The organism is Thalassotalea agariperforans (assembly GCF_053470345.1).
This window is the reverse complement of record NZ_JBQMWH010000008.1, coordinates 137,316-152,939: the sequence shown is the minus strand read 5'-3', so window position 1 is coordinate 152,939 and position 15,624 is coordinate 137,316. Positions and strand designations below refer to the sequence as shown.

Sequence of the window (15,624 nt, the reverse complement as noted above, 5' to 3'; positions counted from 1 at the left end):
ATAAAAAAGCTTCTAATAATTCATTAGAAGCTTTTTTTAATCTACCGAGCTATTGCAACTTGCTCAGCTATTTTTCTGTTTTAGCCATGTCGTAGATCATAGAGCCCGCTAATAAAAAAGCCCCAACACCATACAATTGAGAATCATCATAAGTTACTACGTCAGGTTTATCATTCACACCTTGTACCCAACCAAACTTGCCATCAGGGTGAACTGAGTTTTCTAATATATTCCACCCCTTTAAAACATAGGGTAAATACTGTTCTTTCTTCAGTAAGCCGTTATTAACACCCCAGGCTAAACCATAAGTAAAAAATGCAGTACCACTTGATTCTGGTTCAACACTTTTTTCACCCGCTAGTAACGACATTGGCCATGAGCCATCACGCTTTTGTAGTTTAACTAAAGCATCGGTTAATTCTAAATATAAGTTTTCATAATACGAACGGTATTTATGACCAACAGGTAAATATTCTAACGAATTAACGACACCAGCATATACCCAGCCAACCCCTCTTGACCAAAAAATTTGTTCGCCATAAGCTCCTTTTTTGTCAACATAACGAGAATCTCGAAATAACAAACTGGTTTTATCGTCTTTTAAATAATTTACGGTTGCTTGAAATTCTTTATGGGCATATTCCGTATATTTTGGATCACCGGTAACTTGTGATAAACCAAACCATGTTGGTGGCGCCATAAATAAAGCATCCGCCCAGCACCAACGGCGCTGACAAGGATGTAAATTGTCTTCGTTTCTTCCACCAACAAATTCAAGGCTATTATTTGGTGATTCTTCAATAATTTGATCAAACGCTTGTTGAATTTTTGCAATTACCGCTGGGTTTTTATGTTTTTGGTAATACCATAAATTCATTTGACCGATCACTTGGTCATCGGCAAAGTATTTTACTCGACCTAAGCGCCAGTCGTGCTCGTTACCAACATATTCCATCCATTTTTCATAAAATGGATTTTCAGAGCGCTCTGCTACTTTGGTTAAACCAACATAAAATGCCCCTTGTATCCAACGACCATAGGTTTCAGAGCCTTTACGCGCTCTTCCAACATGTGGCATATATTGAGTACGAGCAATTTGCCAATTAGCGGCTTTTTCAATCGTCGCTAAAACTTGCTCAGCATTCGGTAAGCTTGTTTTAGCCACATTGACAACGGTACTTGCCTCTTGATGAGAGTCAATGCTCGAACATGCACTAAAGCATGACGCGGCACAAACAACTGCTAGTATTTTTATTTTTTGTTTTAATAACATAACGTTATCCTTGTTGTAACACCAAGTTTGAATGTTTTACATTCGTCCTTTGGCTCCGGCTTCTTGAGTTTTCTTTAGAAAATATTTGTTACCGTCGTAATAGGTCATCTCTGACCATGGGGCATTATCAGCAGGAATATGTTTAGCTAAGGTTCTTTTCACTTCATCGTAGGCAGGAATATTCGCTAAATTTTTCCATTCATCTTTGTCAATCTGATGATCATAAAGTTCTTCCGTGCCATCTTCATAACGAATGTAACGATAACGCTCAGTTTTAACCGCATGATTATTTTCACCATATGTGGTTATCGCGGCATGATCCCAAGGCATGTTTGGATCATCAAGTAATGGCGATAGATCACGGCCTTCGTTCGTTGGATTTGCAGGTAAACCACACATTTTTACTAAAGTTGGATATAAATCTAATAAACTTACCGGTTTATTCGATACTTGCTTGCCTTTAGATTTAGGCGGTTTAATTATTAACGGTGTACGAGTTGCTCGCTCCCATAAGGTCATTTTGGCAAACTTTTCTTTTTCACCTAACTGATAACCATGATCGCCCCATAACACAACCGCCGTATTATCAGCATATTCACTTTGTTCAAGTGCATCTAAAACAATGCCGATACATGAATCAACAAACGAAACACTGGCTAAATACCCTTGTACAATGTTTCTAAACTCGCCTTTTTCAATTGCCCATTCGGTCGTTGGCATCATTGGATGATCCGCAATCAATCTTGCAATTTCAGGCACATCTTCTAAGTCATTTCTTAAATAAGGGGGTAAAACTATGTCTTGGGTTGGATGCATATCAAACCACTTTTGTGGCACATACCAAGGTGCGTGCGGCCGAATAAAACCACAAGCCATAAAAAATGGTTTGTCATGTTTTCGCAATAAGCGTTCGGCGATCCAATTTGCTGATTCATAATCAGGCATTTGCTCATCACGCTCTGGAAATGCTCCCCAATCAGTGTTGGTTCGAGGATCATCCCAAACAAAGTTTTTCTCTGGATAAGGGCCAAAGCCTTTAACACGACCACCATATTCATCAAAGCTACCATCAACCACCCGTTGATGGAAAACTTTGCCAACAGCAGCAGTGTAATAACCATGGTTTTTAAAATATTCGCTTAAAAATACTGACTGAGCTGTTTTATCACTAGCTAACCGGATTTTATCATCATCAATATGACCATAAATACCTGTAGTAGAAGGCGCTAATCCCGTCATAATACTAGCACGTGAAGGCCCACAAATTGGTGCTGACGCGTGCGCATTAGTAAATAACGTACCTTGACTTGCAAGCCTATCAATATTTGGGGTTTTGGCATTGGGATGCCCCTGCATAGCACCAACCCAATCGTTTAAGTCATCTACAATTAACATTAATACGTTTGGGTATTCTTTTTTTAATTCGGTGAGCCAGTCATACTTATACAAAGCAGCCGCTGTAGCAACGCCTGCTCCCCCTAATAAAAAGTTACGTCTATTTATCATTATTATTTTCCAATAGAACTGTCGTTATTATCACTTCAAAGCTTTACAACGTTTTAACGCTTCCAAGTAGTAATAATCACCGTAGTTTAATGACGCTTCTAAATCTAAATTTGCTGGATAATGTCCGGTAGCTTGTTTTAATAAGAAATGCCCATGCTCATTTTTAGCCGCTAGATATGCTGGCGACGATAAACTGCGTAACATTTTAATGGCAGCATCACGGTAACGTTTGGCTTCATCAGCTTCAACATAATCAGCTAACTCAAATAATGCACTGGCAACTAAAGAAGCTGCGGATGAATCTTTGTAGTTTTTAATTTCTGGATAATCTGGCGCATCATAATCAAAGTAAGGCACAAGATCTTCCGGCATGTTTTTATGAGTTAAAATGTAATTAACTATATTGCGTGCATGATTTAAAAACTTTTCATCTTTGGTAAATCGATACACCATAGTATAACCATAAGCACCCCAACCTTGCCCACGAGACCAAGAAGAATCATCGGCAATACCTTGAAAGGTTTGTTTATGATTAGGTAACCCTGTTGTGCGGTTGTAATTCACTAAATGGTAAGAGCTATGATCTTCTCTAAAATGGTGTTTCATGGTAACAGTGGCATGGCTTACCGCAGCATCATAATAGGTTTTATCTCCCGTAAATTCTGACGCTTTAAATAATAATTCAAGGTTCATCATATTATCGATGATCACAGGAAATTCCCATGTTCCCCAACTCCATGAAAAGGTTGCACCAATTGTTGGGTTGTAACGCTCCATTAGCGTTTTAGCTGCGTTAACTAAAATCGGCCGATAAGCTTTATTTTCAGTTAATCGTAAACCATTGCCATAAGTACTCGACATAATAAAACCAATATCGTGTGTTTTACGGTTAAATTGTTGTTTATCTAATGCGTTGGTCCACTTTGTCGCCGTTTCTAACCAACTTTTATCTTGAGTATGTTCATATAAATACCAAAAACTACCGCCAACAAAGCCACTCGTCCACCCCATAGGATTGGTAAATTTTGTTTCACCATTGCTGAATGAGGTTGGAATTTTTGACGGATTAGTATATTCCTTTCTAAAGTCATCATATTGCTGAACAGCACTGTCGAAAGCGGCATGGCAAAATTCAACATTGTCTGTTGGCCAAACTTTTGCCTGTGTTGCTAAACTACCTGTTGCTAATAGCAAACATGTGCTTATCGATGTAAATAATTTACTTTTTTTACTATTCATCTTGATACCTTGTTTGAACCTTAAACTGCAAATTCATTATAAAAGTGGCTAATAACACGTTCAGTACATTGTCATTGCAAAGTAATTTAATTGCTTATACTTTTTATTTAATGACATATTCTGTCCGCTAATATAAAAACGTAAACTACAGTCAAATTAAATCAAATGCAAGCCACCTTAGTTCATATACTATAAAATCAATCTAGCAAAACAACATAATAATAAAATAAAACAATTAAATTCAGAGCCTTAAATAACACATCAACATTTTATGTCTAAACTATCCATTACATGACACCCATAATAATTACCCGTTGGTGTTTAAATTTTGCTAAATACAATGAATAAAAATGCGTTAACAATGCATATATTGATAATATTCACCCAAAACGAAAATAAATTGACTAAATATGATTACATATGAATAATGCTTTACCCAATAAAATGGTTGGCCTTAGTCTATTCAACCCATTAAATTATATGGATAACAAACATTATGAAAAAAACACTTTCAACCCTCTCAGCCATCTCAACGCTGAGTCTAGCCATATTTTTAACTGGTTGTAATAGCACCAGTCCAACAAGTACTAACAATGTTGCCTCGATAGAAAACCCTGTTACTTATTTTGCCGATAATGGCCTAATGACACCATTAGCCGTAGTGCAACACCCTGCAGGTATACATAAAAATGGTATTACTTATGTTTCGTACCAAGGACCTTTAGAAGACCCTTATGTTGCCGCCTACAATCACAACACAGCACAATGGACTGGACCTTATAAAGCAGGTATTAGTGAATTAGGGAAAGATTTAACCCAACCTAAAAATATTGATAACCATGGTAAACCTACCATGCTAATTGACAAATTAGGCTATATTCATATCTTTTTTGGTGGTCACGGTGGCGATAAGCGCCACGGCAAAAATACCTTAGGTAATGGCCATTATGCCGCCAATAAACATGCCGTATCTAAACGTCCGTACGACATCACTGAATGGGAAGAGTTAAACGCTATTGAACCATTTGGCACCTATAACCAAGCCATTGTCATGGATAACGGCGATATTTATTTATTTTACCGTCACGGTGCCCACCGTAGTGACTGGGTATATCAAAAATCAACCGACAACGGTCGTACCTTTGAAAAACCAGTTTCCATTTTAAAAACCAAAAAACGCACCGATATTGAAGCTACTGACAGCTGGTATGCTTATGTTTCTAAAGGTCAAAATGACGATATAATAATTTCTTATGATTATCACGTTTGCTGGAACATGAAAGCAACCGATCGCGGCCATACTACTGAACGTCATGATGCTTATTACATGGTTTTTGATACCAATAAAAACACCTGGCGCAATGTTCAAGGTGATGCCTTAACTATGCCTTTAACTCGTGAAGTAGCTGATGAAAAAACGCTAGTAGCACGCACAGGAGGCAATGGTTTTTGGACGTTTAACGGTTCTACTCATTTAGATCAAAACGGTTACCCACACATTGGTATTAATATTGGTAAAGATTTAGGGCAAAAAACCGGTGGCCCTAAACAAACCAGTCATTATCGTTGGACAGGTAACGAATGGCTTGGTGGCCAGCCAGTATACGAACAAGCCCGAGTAGATGGTACCGATACCCGTGGCGACTTTATCATAAAATCACCAACTGAAATCAATTATTTATTAGGTTATAAAGAAAATGGTGATGGTATTATTTCTTATTACAATAGTACCGATGGTGGCCAGACGTTTAACAAAGGCAAAGAGTTATTGCGTAGTAAAAATGCCGCATGGTCACTAACCGCATTAATTGATAATGCGCATCCAGATGCCCGTATAATTGTTGCAGAAAAACTAAAAAGTAGTAACTGGCGTAAACTTTATTTAGTGGGTGACAATGGTCCTATTCAACGTGAAAAGTCTTCCGCTTCAGTGTTAACGAAAGCAGATCAAGAGCACTTGAAAAAGTTTAAAGCCGCACACGAACTTTATAAGAAAAACAAAAAATAAATAGCCCGTCAGTTTTAAGAACAACAACCGAATAACTAAGGTTGTTGTTCTTTTATCTGCTTTAATCACTTTAATAAAACGTCCTCAATAAAGTTACCTTAATAACATTTAGCCCTGAGCTACTTTATCCCTCCCATTCGATAACAAAATCATAATCAGGCTTGAATAGCCCGTAATACTTAGGGTTAATAAACTATAACAACTCCAAGCTCATGTAACGCGTAACTAAAGGCCAACCAAAACATTGACAAAATTATGGTTAGTTTCCTACCAACGCTTAAGTTTAAGTACTAAAAAAACGGCTGTGAAATGTCTCCATTTCAAGCCGTTTAATTGTGCTACCAAGCATTATTATTAGATAATTTTTATAGTCTGCCTGTGATTTGATAGACACCTGGAGCTTGTTTAGTTAACACCTCAGATGATGTCGCCTTAACGCCATTTATCATTAACGACGTTACCTGCGGTAAAACAAAATTTGCTTGGCTATTTTTAGGAATGGTAACTTGCATATCAAGTTTACCTTGTTTAATAACCCAAGCGACTTTCACTTCACCTTGTGGGGTTTGATAACTACCTGACGCTTGATTTAAGTAATGACTAAATTGCGGTGCTATTGTTATTTCTTTAAAACCAACACCTGCTGAATTAATCCCTAAAATGCCTTCATAAAACCATTTGGCAACCGCACCGTAAGCATAATGATTAAGTGAATTCATCGACTCTTTACTAAAACCATCTTGTAAGGAATAAGAGTTCCAACGTTCCCAGGTGGTAGTAGCGCCGTTGTTAATAGAATAAAACCACGACGGATAGGTTTCTTTAAACAACAAATCAAACATTAAGTCACTATGTCCCATTTTTTGTAAAACAGGTGCTAATAACGGCGTGCCCAAAAAGCCCGTGCGTAAATGATGATCTGCATTTTCTATTTCGGCAATTAAGTATTGCTGAGCATTAATAACATCATCGCCAGCAAATAAATCAAACGCCAGTGGTAGCAAATAACTAGTTTGTGTTGGTGAACTTTTTACTTTTGTTTGTGCATCGTAAAACTCGTTACGAAACGCTTGTTTAACTTTTACTAAAGTTTCACTATAAAGCGCAGCATCTTGCTCACGACCTAACACTTTCGCAGCTTTAGCAGCATAATCTAATGAACGAGCATAATAGGCTGTAGAAATCAGTTGCACTGGCGTATCACCACGCGTAGGTCGGCCATTTACTCCTTTTGTGTAAGGCTGTAACCAATCACCAAAACCTTTTAAGGTGGAAACATAATTATTTGCTTTTGATTGATGGAAGTTCAACCAACCTTGGATCATGGCATAGTTTTCTGCCAAAATTTGGCTGTCGCCGGTAAGTAAATAAAGCTCCCATGGAATAATAACTGCTGCATCCCCCCAACCGGAAGAAACACCTTTGCCGTGTTTACTTTCTTTAGTTGGAATGAAGTTAGGAATACGGCCATTGTCAGCCTGCTCTTCACGTACCGTTTGCAGCCAAGCCGACCAAAAACCATAAACATCTGCCATATACATCGATGGCGCAGCAAAAACTTGCGCGTCACCTGTCCAGCCTAAACGTTCGTCACGTTGTGGACAATCGGTGGGAATATCTAAAAAGTTACCACGTAAACCCCAAACAACATTTTCAGCAAGTTTATTTAACTTGGAGTGAGAACTGGTAAAATTTGCATGTACGTCAAAGTCTGAATGTAATACTCGCCCTTTTACCCAGCTTAACGCTGGCGTTTGGTTTTGGTCAAAACCTGATATTTCTACAAAACGATAGCCATGAAAAGTAAACGTAGGTACATAATTTATCATGCCTGTACTGGCTGGTATGTAATAATCAGTCGCCTTAGCACTACGTAAGTTTTTAGTATAAAAAGTATTTTTTTCTAAAGCTTCAGCAAAACGTATTGTCACTTTTTGACCTGCAATCACCGGAATATTTAATTCAGGCACACCTAGCATGTTTTGTCCCATATCAAAAACCACAAAACCCGGTTTAGGATTAGCCACATCAACAAAACTAGCTGCTGGTAAGGTTAATTTCACTGCCGATGCTTGATGACGCTTAGGCGCTAAAGCCACTTGTGGTTCAATAGCTTCACTGATCACAGTTTGCCAATTATTCGCCTTAAAGCCCACATTATTCCAGCCTGGCATCTCATAATTAGCATTATAAGTTTCACCGTCATAATTGCCCGCAGCACGAATAGGCCCATTTAAACTAACTTGCCAGTTTTTATCTGTTGTTATGGTTTGTGTGCTGCCATCTGTGTATTGAATTTCAAGTTGTGCCAACAAAGCAGATGGTTTTACATCGCGAGCAATCGGCTTCAAAATACGACCGGTATACCAGCCTTCAGCAACTGTGGCGGCTAAAGCGTTTTCACCAATATTAAGCATTTCAGTAACATCATAAGTTAAGGTTTCAATGCGTTGTAAATATGGAGTCCAACCTGGCGTCATAACATCTTCAGAAACTTTTTTACCATTAATATAAGCATTAAAAACCCCTTTTGAGGTGATGTATAAACGCGCTTGTTTAATTGCCTGTTTGCTATTTTTATCGCCAGCAAAATTGGTAGTAAAATCGGTTCTTAAATATTGCGGACGGTAAAGTTTATTTTTAACCACTTCGCCTTTAACGGTAAACTCTGTATATTCCTCTGTTTCAGGATGACGTATCCACTGACCTTGCCAGTCTTTATTTGATAATAACCCTAACTCAATTAACGCCGGTTCACTCCATGACGACACATTATCTTTTTCATCCCAAACACGTACTCGCCAGTACACTTGTTGACGCGAAGTTAAAGTTTTACCTTGATACTTAACCCAAGACGTTGTTGACGATAATTGCTTTTGGCTATCCCATAAATCAGCGTCATCAATATTAGTAATTGATGATGCAACTTGAATTTGAAATGCTCGCTGAAATTGCGCGTTTGAATTAGCTGATAGCTGCCAAGAAAAACGCGGCTTTTGTTCATAATACCCTAAAGGATTAACAAATCCTTCCCCAACCTTTAAGGCCACAGGCACTGAAAAATTTGCCTGTTTATCGTCTGTAAAAGTACAAGCAGACAACAAGGTTAATAAACACAGCAGGCTAAAGTGCCTCCAAATTGTTATGCTTTTGATCATCAATCATTCCCCTAAATCTCAATAAATATGCCCAAATACAGCTAATCGATATCATTCAGCCGTGTGGCAAAGCCTAAAACAAGAAAATTCCATTAATTTCTCTATGTCTTAGGAAAAGACAAAAAAACTTAAAATTGATACCCAGTTAACAAAAAAATTTTCGCTAAGGTCTATTCAATAAAAACCTACAAAAAAATTTAATCAGGGGTATCAATTATTCAATTTATTGTCTTATCTCTTTATAAAGCTAACTTTTGATTTTCACAGATGAAGGTAAAAGGTTAGAAATTGAAAAGTGATAAGGTCAATAACCTAACTGTAAGCTTGACCAATAATAAGGAACCTCAGCTAATCATGATTGCGAAACATTTCTTAATAAAACTCGGTATGCCAAGCGTTAAAACGCCTATAAAGCTCATTTTCATAGGCCTTATTGGCTCTTCACTATTATCGTGCAGTAAACATGAGCAGCCAGCGATAGACAAAAATCAAGCAACGCTAGTAGCAGATAAACTTAAAGAAGAGTTTGCTAACCCACCTGCTACGTCTAAACCGTTAACTTGGTTACACGCCATGAGCGGCAATATGTCGGCCGAAGGTCTCACTAAAGACTTAGAAGCCATTGCCGATGTCGGTATTGGCGGTACGATGTTGTTTAATGTCACCCAAGGCATTCCTCTGGGTGAAGTGAAATTTAATTCAACTGAGCACATTGACCTGATCGGTCATCTCGCTAAAGAATCACAACGCCTTGGCTTAACTTTTGGTATGCACAATTGTGATGGTTGGACATCAAGTGGTGGCCCTTGGGTGACTCCAGAACATTCAATGAAAAGACTCACCTTTAATGAAGTGGTTGTTGATGGTGGTAAAATTGACCTAACCTTGCCACAACCAAAAACATTACTTAATTATTATCAAGATGTTGCGGTGATCGCCTATCCTGCATTAAGCACCGAAATAGACGATGCCACTCGCAACCCCATAATTACGGCTTCCGATCCTAACTTTAAGCCAAGCATCATTACGAATAACGATGTTAGTGATCACAGCCTACTTGCCCCACAAGATGGTGAAAAAGCATGGCTACAAATTGCTTACCAACAACCATATACGCTACGTTTAGCAGAATTACTTATTTATCAAGGACGCAAAGCTGAGTTATCGCTACATGTTTCAAACGACGGCAAAACCTTCACCAAAGTACAAGATCTACACTTAAGACGACCTGGTAAAAATGTTTATGCAATTGACGATGCATTTAAAGGTTATACCGCTAAATATTTTCGCATTGTTAGCCCTAAAGCTATTAACCTGATGGAAATACGATTATCGTCAACCCCAACAATGGATAATTATACGGGGCGCACATCAGCTAGCCGCACCGATTATCAAGAATTTAAAGCGATTGGCACAGCACCAGAAAATTTAACCATAAAAAGTGCAAGTATTCGTAATTTAACCGCCGCATTAAAACCAAATGGTCAGCTAAGTACAACGCTCCCTGAAGGTAAATGGACCATAATGCGTTTTGGTTACACCAGCACAGGTGCTGTAAATATTCCCGCTTCAAAAGAAGGCACGGGCTTAGAAGTGGATAAATTTAGTAAAGCGGCTTTTAAACTGCATTATGATAATTACATCACCAATGTTATTAATAAAGTAAAAGAAGTTGCGCCCAATGCACTGCATAGCCTTGAAATAGACAGTTACGAAGTTGGTGCACAAAATTGGACTCATGATTACGAAAAACTGTTCCAAGCCCAATATGGTTACGACTTGTTGCCTTATTTACCGTTATTTGCTGGTAAATTTGTTGACTCAGCGAAAACTTCTGAGTCTGTTTTATGGGATACACGAGATTTTAATAACAGCTTGATCACCGAAAATTACTACGGCTACTTTACCGAACTTGCTCATCAAGATGGCATTCAAACCTACCTTGAACCTTATGGCTCTGGGCCGTTTAACGAACTAGATGTAGCCAAAAAAGCTGACCTACCTATGGGTGAATTTTGGTTAGACACCAATAATTTTAGAATTTCAGCATCGGCATCCGCCGCTAACCTTTACAATAAACCACTAGTTTCCGCAGAAGCCTTTACTCAATTTCCAAAAAACAATTGGTTATTTAATCCTGCACTTGGCAAAGTTGACAGTGATAAAAGCTGGGCGCTAGGTGTGAATCAACATGTCTTTCATCGCTTTGCACATCAAGCCAATACCCACGTTATGCCGGGTATGACCATGAATCAATGGGGGGCGCATTTTGATCGCACTCAACCTTGGTGGCACGGAGCAGGTAAAGCATGGTTTGAATACATCACCAGAGGACAACACCTATTACGTGAAGGACACGCGGTTGCTGATATTTTATGGTATTTAGGTGATGCTACTCCCACCATTTGCCCTGAAAAAGATCCATTAAGTTCTGTTATTCCGGTTTCAATTAACTACGATTGCTTAAACACAGAAATGCTGCACAAGCTTGAAGTACAAAACCGTATGTTAACCTTGCCTCATGGCGCGCAATACAAGGTATTAGTATTAAACAATCATAAAACCTTAAACTTTGATTCAGTTGAAAAAATTTATCAATTAGCCAAACAAGGTGTGGTGATCATAGGTGCGCCAATTGAACAACTTGCTGGACGATTCAACACGCCAGCACAGCAGCAACAATTTGAAGATATGGTTGCTTATATTTGGTCTCAACCAAGCACTTATAACATGCCGTTTAATCCAAAAACCACACAGGGTCATGTTGGCATAATTCCTAATCATAGAGTTGCAGAGCATACATTAGTTGATTGGAATAAAATTTACGCTGAGCAAAACTTTGTAAAAGACCTAAGCATTAAAAATGTAAAACACTTTTATTTTACCCATCGTAAAAGTGCCACTCACGACATCTACTTTCTCTTCAACGAAAGTGACCAAGCTCGCTTAATTGATAGTAAGTTTAATATTGTTGGAAAAATTCCCGAACTTTGGGATCCTAAAACCGGTAACACAGTGAAACTTGGTGCTTTTGAAGTTGATGCTACCCATACGCGAGTTGCCTTTAAATTAGCACCTAAGCAAGCTATGTTTGTAGTATTTACCCAAAGCTCAGACGGTATTAATGCGGTATCACCTGATGTAATAATTAACCAAGATGTACAAGTACTACTAAACGAGCCAACAGCTAAAAATCCAAAATCTGACAAACAATTAAGCCTAATAACTAAACAAGGCATCCGCGAAGTTAACCTTAACCAATACCAACCGCTGATCACATTACCCGCCTTACCTGAGCCAAAAACCTTAGATGGTGCATGGCAGGTTAAATTTAATAAACATTATGGTTTAGACCAAAGCTTTACCTTTAACCAACTGTTAGATTGGCGCGAACACAGCGATACTCGAATTCAAGATTATTCCGGTACAGCGATATACCGTAAAAATTTCAAACTTGCTGAGCAATACCTAAAACCTCAAACCAAGCTTACGCTTGATTTAGGGCAAGTTAATATTGCCGCCACGGTGACAATAAACGGTAAATTGGTTGCTACCGCATGGGTTGAGCCTTATCAGTTAGATATTACAGAGTTTGTTAATTCTGGCGATAATACAATAGAAATTGAAGTAGCAAATGTTTGGGTGAACCGTTTACTTGCTGATCGTAAACTACCTGACACATCAGGATTTAAAATCGCGCGCTGGCAAGATCCGATCATTAAAATGCCGAAATGGTATACAGACAACCAGCCACCACCCGCAAGCGAGCGTATTACTTTTAGTACGCAAAAGTTTATGGCTGACGACGAACCAAGGCAAGCCTCCGGCTTAATTGGGCCAGTACAAATAACAACAAGCCAAGTCACTCATGTTAATGCTTTTTAAACGATAACCTTAACCATGAGGGTTTAAAAACAGCAACACCAATTTATCTTTGTTATGCCTATAAATTGGTGTTGCCATAGCATAATGCTTAATTATTATACGGAATGGTATTAGATATTTAACAAGGTAGAAACACACTATGAAAAGACGTAACTTTCTCCAACTTTCAGGCTTAGCTGGTATTGGCTTATCACTCCCCATGCCTAGCTTATCAATGGCTACCCTGTTGAATGCTTCAGCCAATAATCAACATTCACCAGCTTTTAAAAAACTCACCTATGAGCTGTTAAAAGACTGGTGTGATGGCATGCTAAAAGTACAAATAAACCAGCCTGAAAACCCACAAGTTCATGGCGCATTAGACTGCCCTGCTTGCACACATATTCATGGCCGTTGTATGGACGCTGTTTACCCTTTTTTATACATGGCAGATATAACAGGTGATAAAAAATATACCCAAGCCGCCATCTTAGTTATGGATTGGGCTGAGCAAAACGTTTCTCAACCTGATGGCAGCTGGACAGTAATACCTGATCCTAAATCATGGAAAGGCATCACCATTTTTGGCGCAATTGCCCTAGCAGAAGCTTTGCATTACCACGGTCATGTATTAAGCGAAACTCGCCGAACAGCATGGACAGCACGGTTAGCAAAAGCAGGCCAATATATTCACGACACCTTTACTATTGCTTTTACAAATATTAATTATGGCGGTACCGCAATTTATGGTTTAAACCTTATCGGACATTTACTAAAAAATGACGACTTTATCGCCAAAAGTAAAAAACTGGCTGAAGAAGTAAAAGCCTATTTTACCGTTAACGAAAACTTGTTATTTGGTGAATGTAAAAAAAGTTCGTCTAAATTAAGCAAAAAAGGCTTACATGGTGTTGATCTTGGTTACAATGTCGAAGAAACCTTAAATAGTTTAGTGATGTACGCGGTTAAAGAACATGATGAAGAATTACTAAACTTACTCACCAAATCTTTAAATAGCCACCTAGCCTTTATGCTACCCGACGGTGCTTGGGATAACAGCTGGGGTACTCGGCAATACAAATGGAGTTATTGGGGCAGCCGCACTTGCGACGGTAGCCAACCAGCTTTCGCCATGATGGCACACATTAATCCCGCTTTTGGTACCGCGGCAGTTAAAAACACAGAATTATTAAAACAATGTACTGCCAATGGTTTATTACATGGCGGCCCACATTATGTCTCGCATGGCATTGCCCCTTGTGTGCATCATACTTTTGCCCACGCTAAACCTTTAGCTGCTTTACTCGATCACTGGCCAAAATTACCTAACATTAATACCACCGCCCCATTACCAAGAGGTGTTGCCGATGGCATTACCCACTTTAAAGATTTAGATGTTGCTTTATTTGCGCGCGGCGATTGGCGAGGCACCGTCAGTGCATATGACGCAGAATATCATTACCAAGAAGATTATCGCCAAGCAACCGGAGGCGCATTAGGGATTTTATATCATCAAAAAGTCGGGCTTTTATGTGCGGCTAGTATGGCAATATACAAGATGATGGAAAAAAACAACCAGCAACCACAACCAAGTAAAGATATCGCCTTAACACCGCGTATTGAAACCTTTAAAGATAATAGCTGGTATACCAATTTATTTGATTTAACCACAAGTATTAGTTCAACCGACATTAATGGCTCACTTACATTATCATCACAGGTAACACTAAAAAATGAAGCACGCGAGCCAGTAACTGCCACCGCTAAAAACTTTGCCTTAAACTATTTATGTAACGATGAGCAACTGCAAATTCAAGTAAACACCAAGCAAGCAATCAAACATAAAACAGCTTTTGTTTTACCGATCATTTCGCCTACCGGTGAAAAAGTTACGCAAGTAAACACTAAAACAATTACTATCGAAAAGCCCCAAGGCGTAGTGACAATAACGGCTAACATGCCGCTTTCAATTAAAGAAATTACCAGAAGTAGAACCTTTAACATGGTGCCGGGTGTAGAAGCATTACCTATAGAAACCTTTTTTAGCCCACAAGATAGAGAAATAATAATAACAATAAAAGTAGATGAATTAATAACTTGATATTATTAGTTTTTATCGTTAGCTTTCAGAGTAATAATTTAAAATTTATTGGGTAATGGCTTTTTAAAAAAGCCTTTACCTGTCTAATAAGCTGTTATGTTTCATGGAGGAATGGTGAATAATCATAAATTACATCTTTGGTTAATTCTTAACTTATCTTTTCTTGCTTTATATTATTTTTATGGTGGTATTTTTGAAAAGTTATTAATTGTTTTTCTTTTACTTTTTTCATTGCTTATAAAATCGAAAGAACAAATTAAACAAGAGTATACTTCACCAATACCTAAATGGATTCTAGGTTTAACTTTAATTATCGTTTTAGGCTGGATATTTTATTTATTTACTAGAGAGCCTAATTACGTCCCACCTAAAATAGAAGAGGATCGTTTATTTTCTTTTATTACTTTAGCTATAGTTGTATTGTTGGTTTATGTAAATCAGTTTAAATTTTCGAAAAACTCAACATAACAAGCTG

8 protein-coding genes are annotated in these 15,624 nt (G+C 38.2%); 4 read left to right on the top strand and 4 right to left on the bottom strand.

What is annotated here, in order from left to right:
• Positions 1-67: 67 nt before the first annotated feature.
• From ACSLUO_RS12065 to ACSLUO_RS12055, 3 genes are read right to left on the bottom strand one after another with little or no spacing between them, the layout of a single operon-like run.
• Positions 68-1,273: a glycoside hydrolase family 88/105 protein gene (locus ACSLUO_RS12065; RefSeq protein ID WP_448248791.1), complete on the bottom strand. Its 1,206-nt coding sequence runs from the start codon at positions 1,271-1,273 to the stop codon at positions 68-70.
• 36 nt (positions 1,274-1,309) lie between these two features.
• Entirely contained in the window at positions 1,310-2,779 is a 1,470-nt protein-coding gene (locus ACSLUO_RS12060; protein WP_448248790.1) for a sulfatase, read from the bottom strand.
• A gap of 30 nt (positions 2,780-2,809) precedes the next feature.
• Complete coding sequence (locus ACSLUO_RS12055) at positions 2,810-4,018, bottom strand: glycoside hydrolase family 88 protein (protein ID WP_448248789.1); 1,209 nt, start codon at positions 4,016-4,018, stop codon at positions 2,810-2,812.
• Positions 4,019-4,514: 496 nt separating this feature from the next.
• On the opposite strand from ACSLUO_RS12055, the gene ACSLUO_RS12050 reads away from it, so the two are divergent.
• A complete protein-coding gene (locus ACSLUO_RS12050) occupies positions 4,515-6,026 on the top strand; it encodes a BNR-4 repeat-containing protein (protein ID WP_448248787.1) in 1,512 nt (503 codons plus the stop codon).
• 365 nt (positions 6,027-6,391) lie between these two features.
• On the opposite strand, the gene ACSLUO_RS12045 is transcribed toward ACSLUO_RS12050, so the two are convergent.
• Entirely contained in the window at positions 6,392-9,184 is a 2,793-nt protein-coding gene (locus tag ACSLUO_RS12045; protein ID WP_448248786.1) for a family 78 glycoside hydrolase catalytic domain, read from the bottom strand.
• A gap of 354 nt (positions 9,185-9,538) precedes the next feature.
• On the opposite strand from ACSLUO_RS12045, the gene ACSLUO_RS12040 reads away from it, so the two are divergent.
• The 3 genes from ACSLUO_RS12040 (at position 9,539) to ACSLUO_RS12030 (ending at position 15,617) form a co-directional block, all read left to right on the top strand.
• Entirely contained in the window at positions 9,539-13,069 is a 3,531-nt protein-coding gene (locus tag ACSLUO_RS12040) for a glycosyl hydrolase (RefSeq protein ID WP_448248784.1), read from the top strand.
• A 139-nt stretch (positions 13,070-13,208) separates the two neighbouring features.
• Positions 13,209-15,149 (top strand): ulvan lysase-like protein, encoded by a 1,941-nt coding sequence (locus tag ACSLUO_RS12035; RefSeq protein WP_448248783.1) that lies wholly within the window; start codon positions 13,209-13,211, stop codon positions 15,147-15,149.
• Positions 15,150-15,263: 114 nt separating this feature from the next.
• Positions 15,264-15,617 (top strand): hypothetical protein, encoded by a 354-nt coding sequence (locus tag ACSLUO_RS12030; RefSeq protein WP_448248782.1) that lies wholly within the window; start codon positions 15,264-15,266, stop codon positions 15,615-15,617.
• The last annotated feature ends 7 nt before the right edge of the window (positions 15,618-15,624 follow it).

What these genes read in the sequence shown, in the direction of transcription:
- ACSLUO_RS12065 (WP_448248791.1), bottom strand. Translation starts at nt 1,273, where the DNA reads ATGTTATTAAAACAAAAAATAAAAATACTAGCAGTTGTTTGTGCCGCG.
- ACSLUO_RS12060 (WP_448248790.1), bottom strand. Translation starts at nt 2,779, where the DNA reads ATGATAAATAGACGTAACTTTTTATTAGGGGGAGCAGGCGTTGCTACA.
- ACSLUO_RS12055 (WP_448248789.1), bottom strand. Translation starts at nt 4,018, where the DNA reads ATGAATAGTAAAAAAAGTAAATTATTTACATCGATAAGCACATGTTTG.
- ACSLUO_RS12050 (WP_448248787.1), top strand. Translation starts at nt 4,515, where the DNA reads ATGAAAAAAACACTTTCAACCCTCTCAGCCATCTCAACGCTGAGTCTA.
- ACSLUO_RS12045 (WP_448248786.1), bottom strand. Translation starts at nt 9,184, where the DNA reads ATGATCAAAAGCATAACAATTTGGAGGCACTTTAGCCTGCTGTGTTTA.
- ACSLUO_RS12040 (WP_448248784.1), top strand. Translation starts at nt 9,539, where the DNA reads ATGATTGCGAAACATTTCTTAATAAAACTCGGTATGCCAAGCGTTAAA.
- ACSLUO_RS12035 (WP_448248783.1), top strand. Translation starts at nt 13,209, where the DNA reads ATGAAAAGACGTAACTTTCTCCAACTTTCAGGCTTAGCTGGTATTGGC.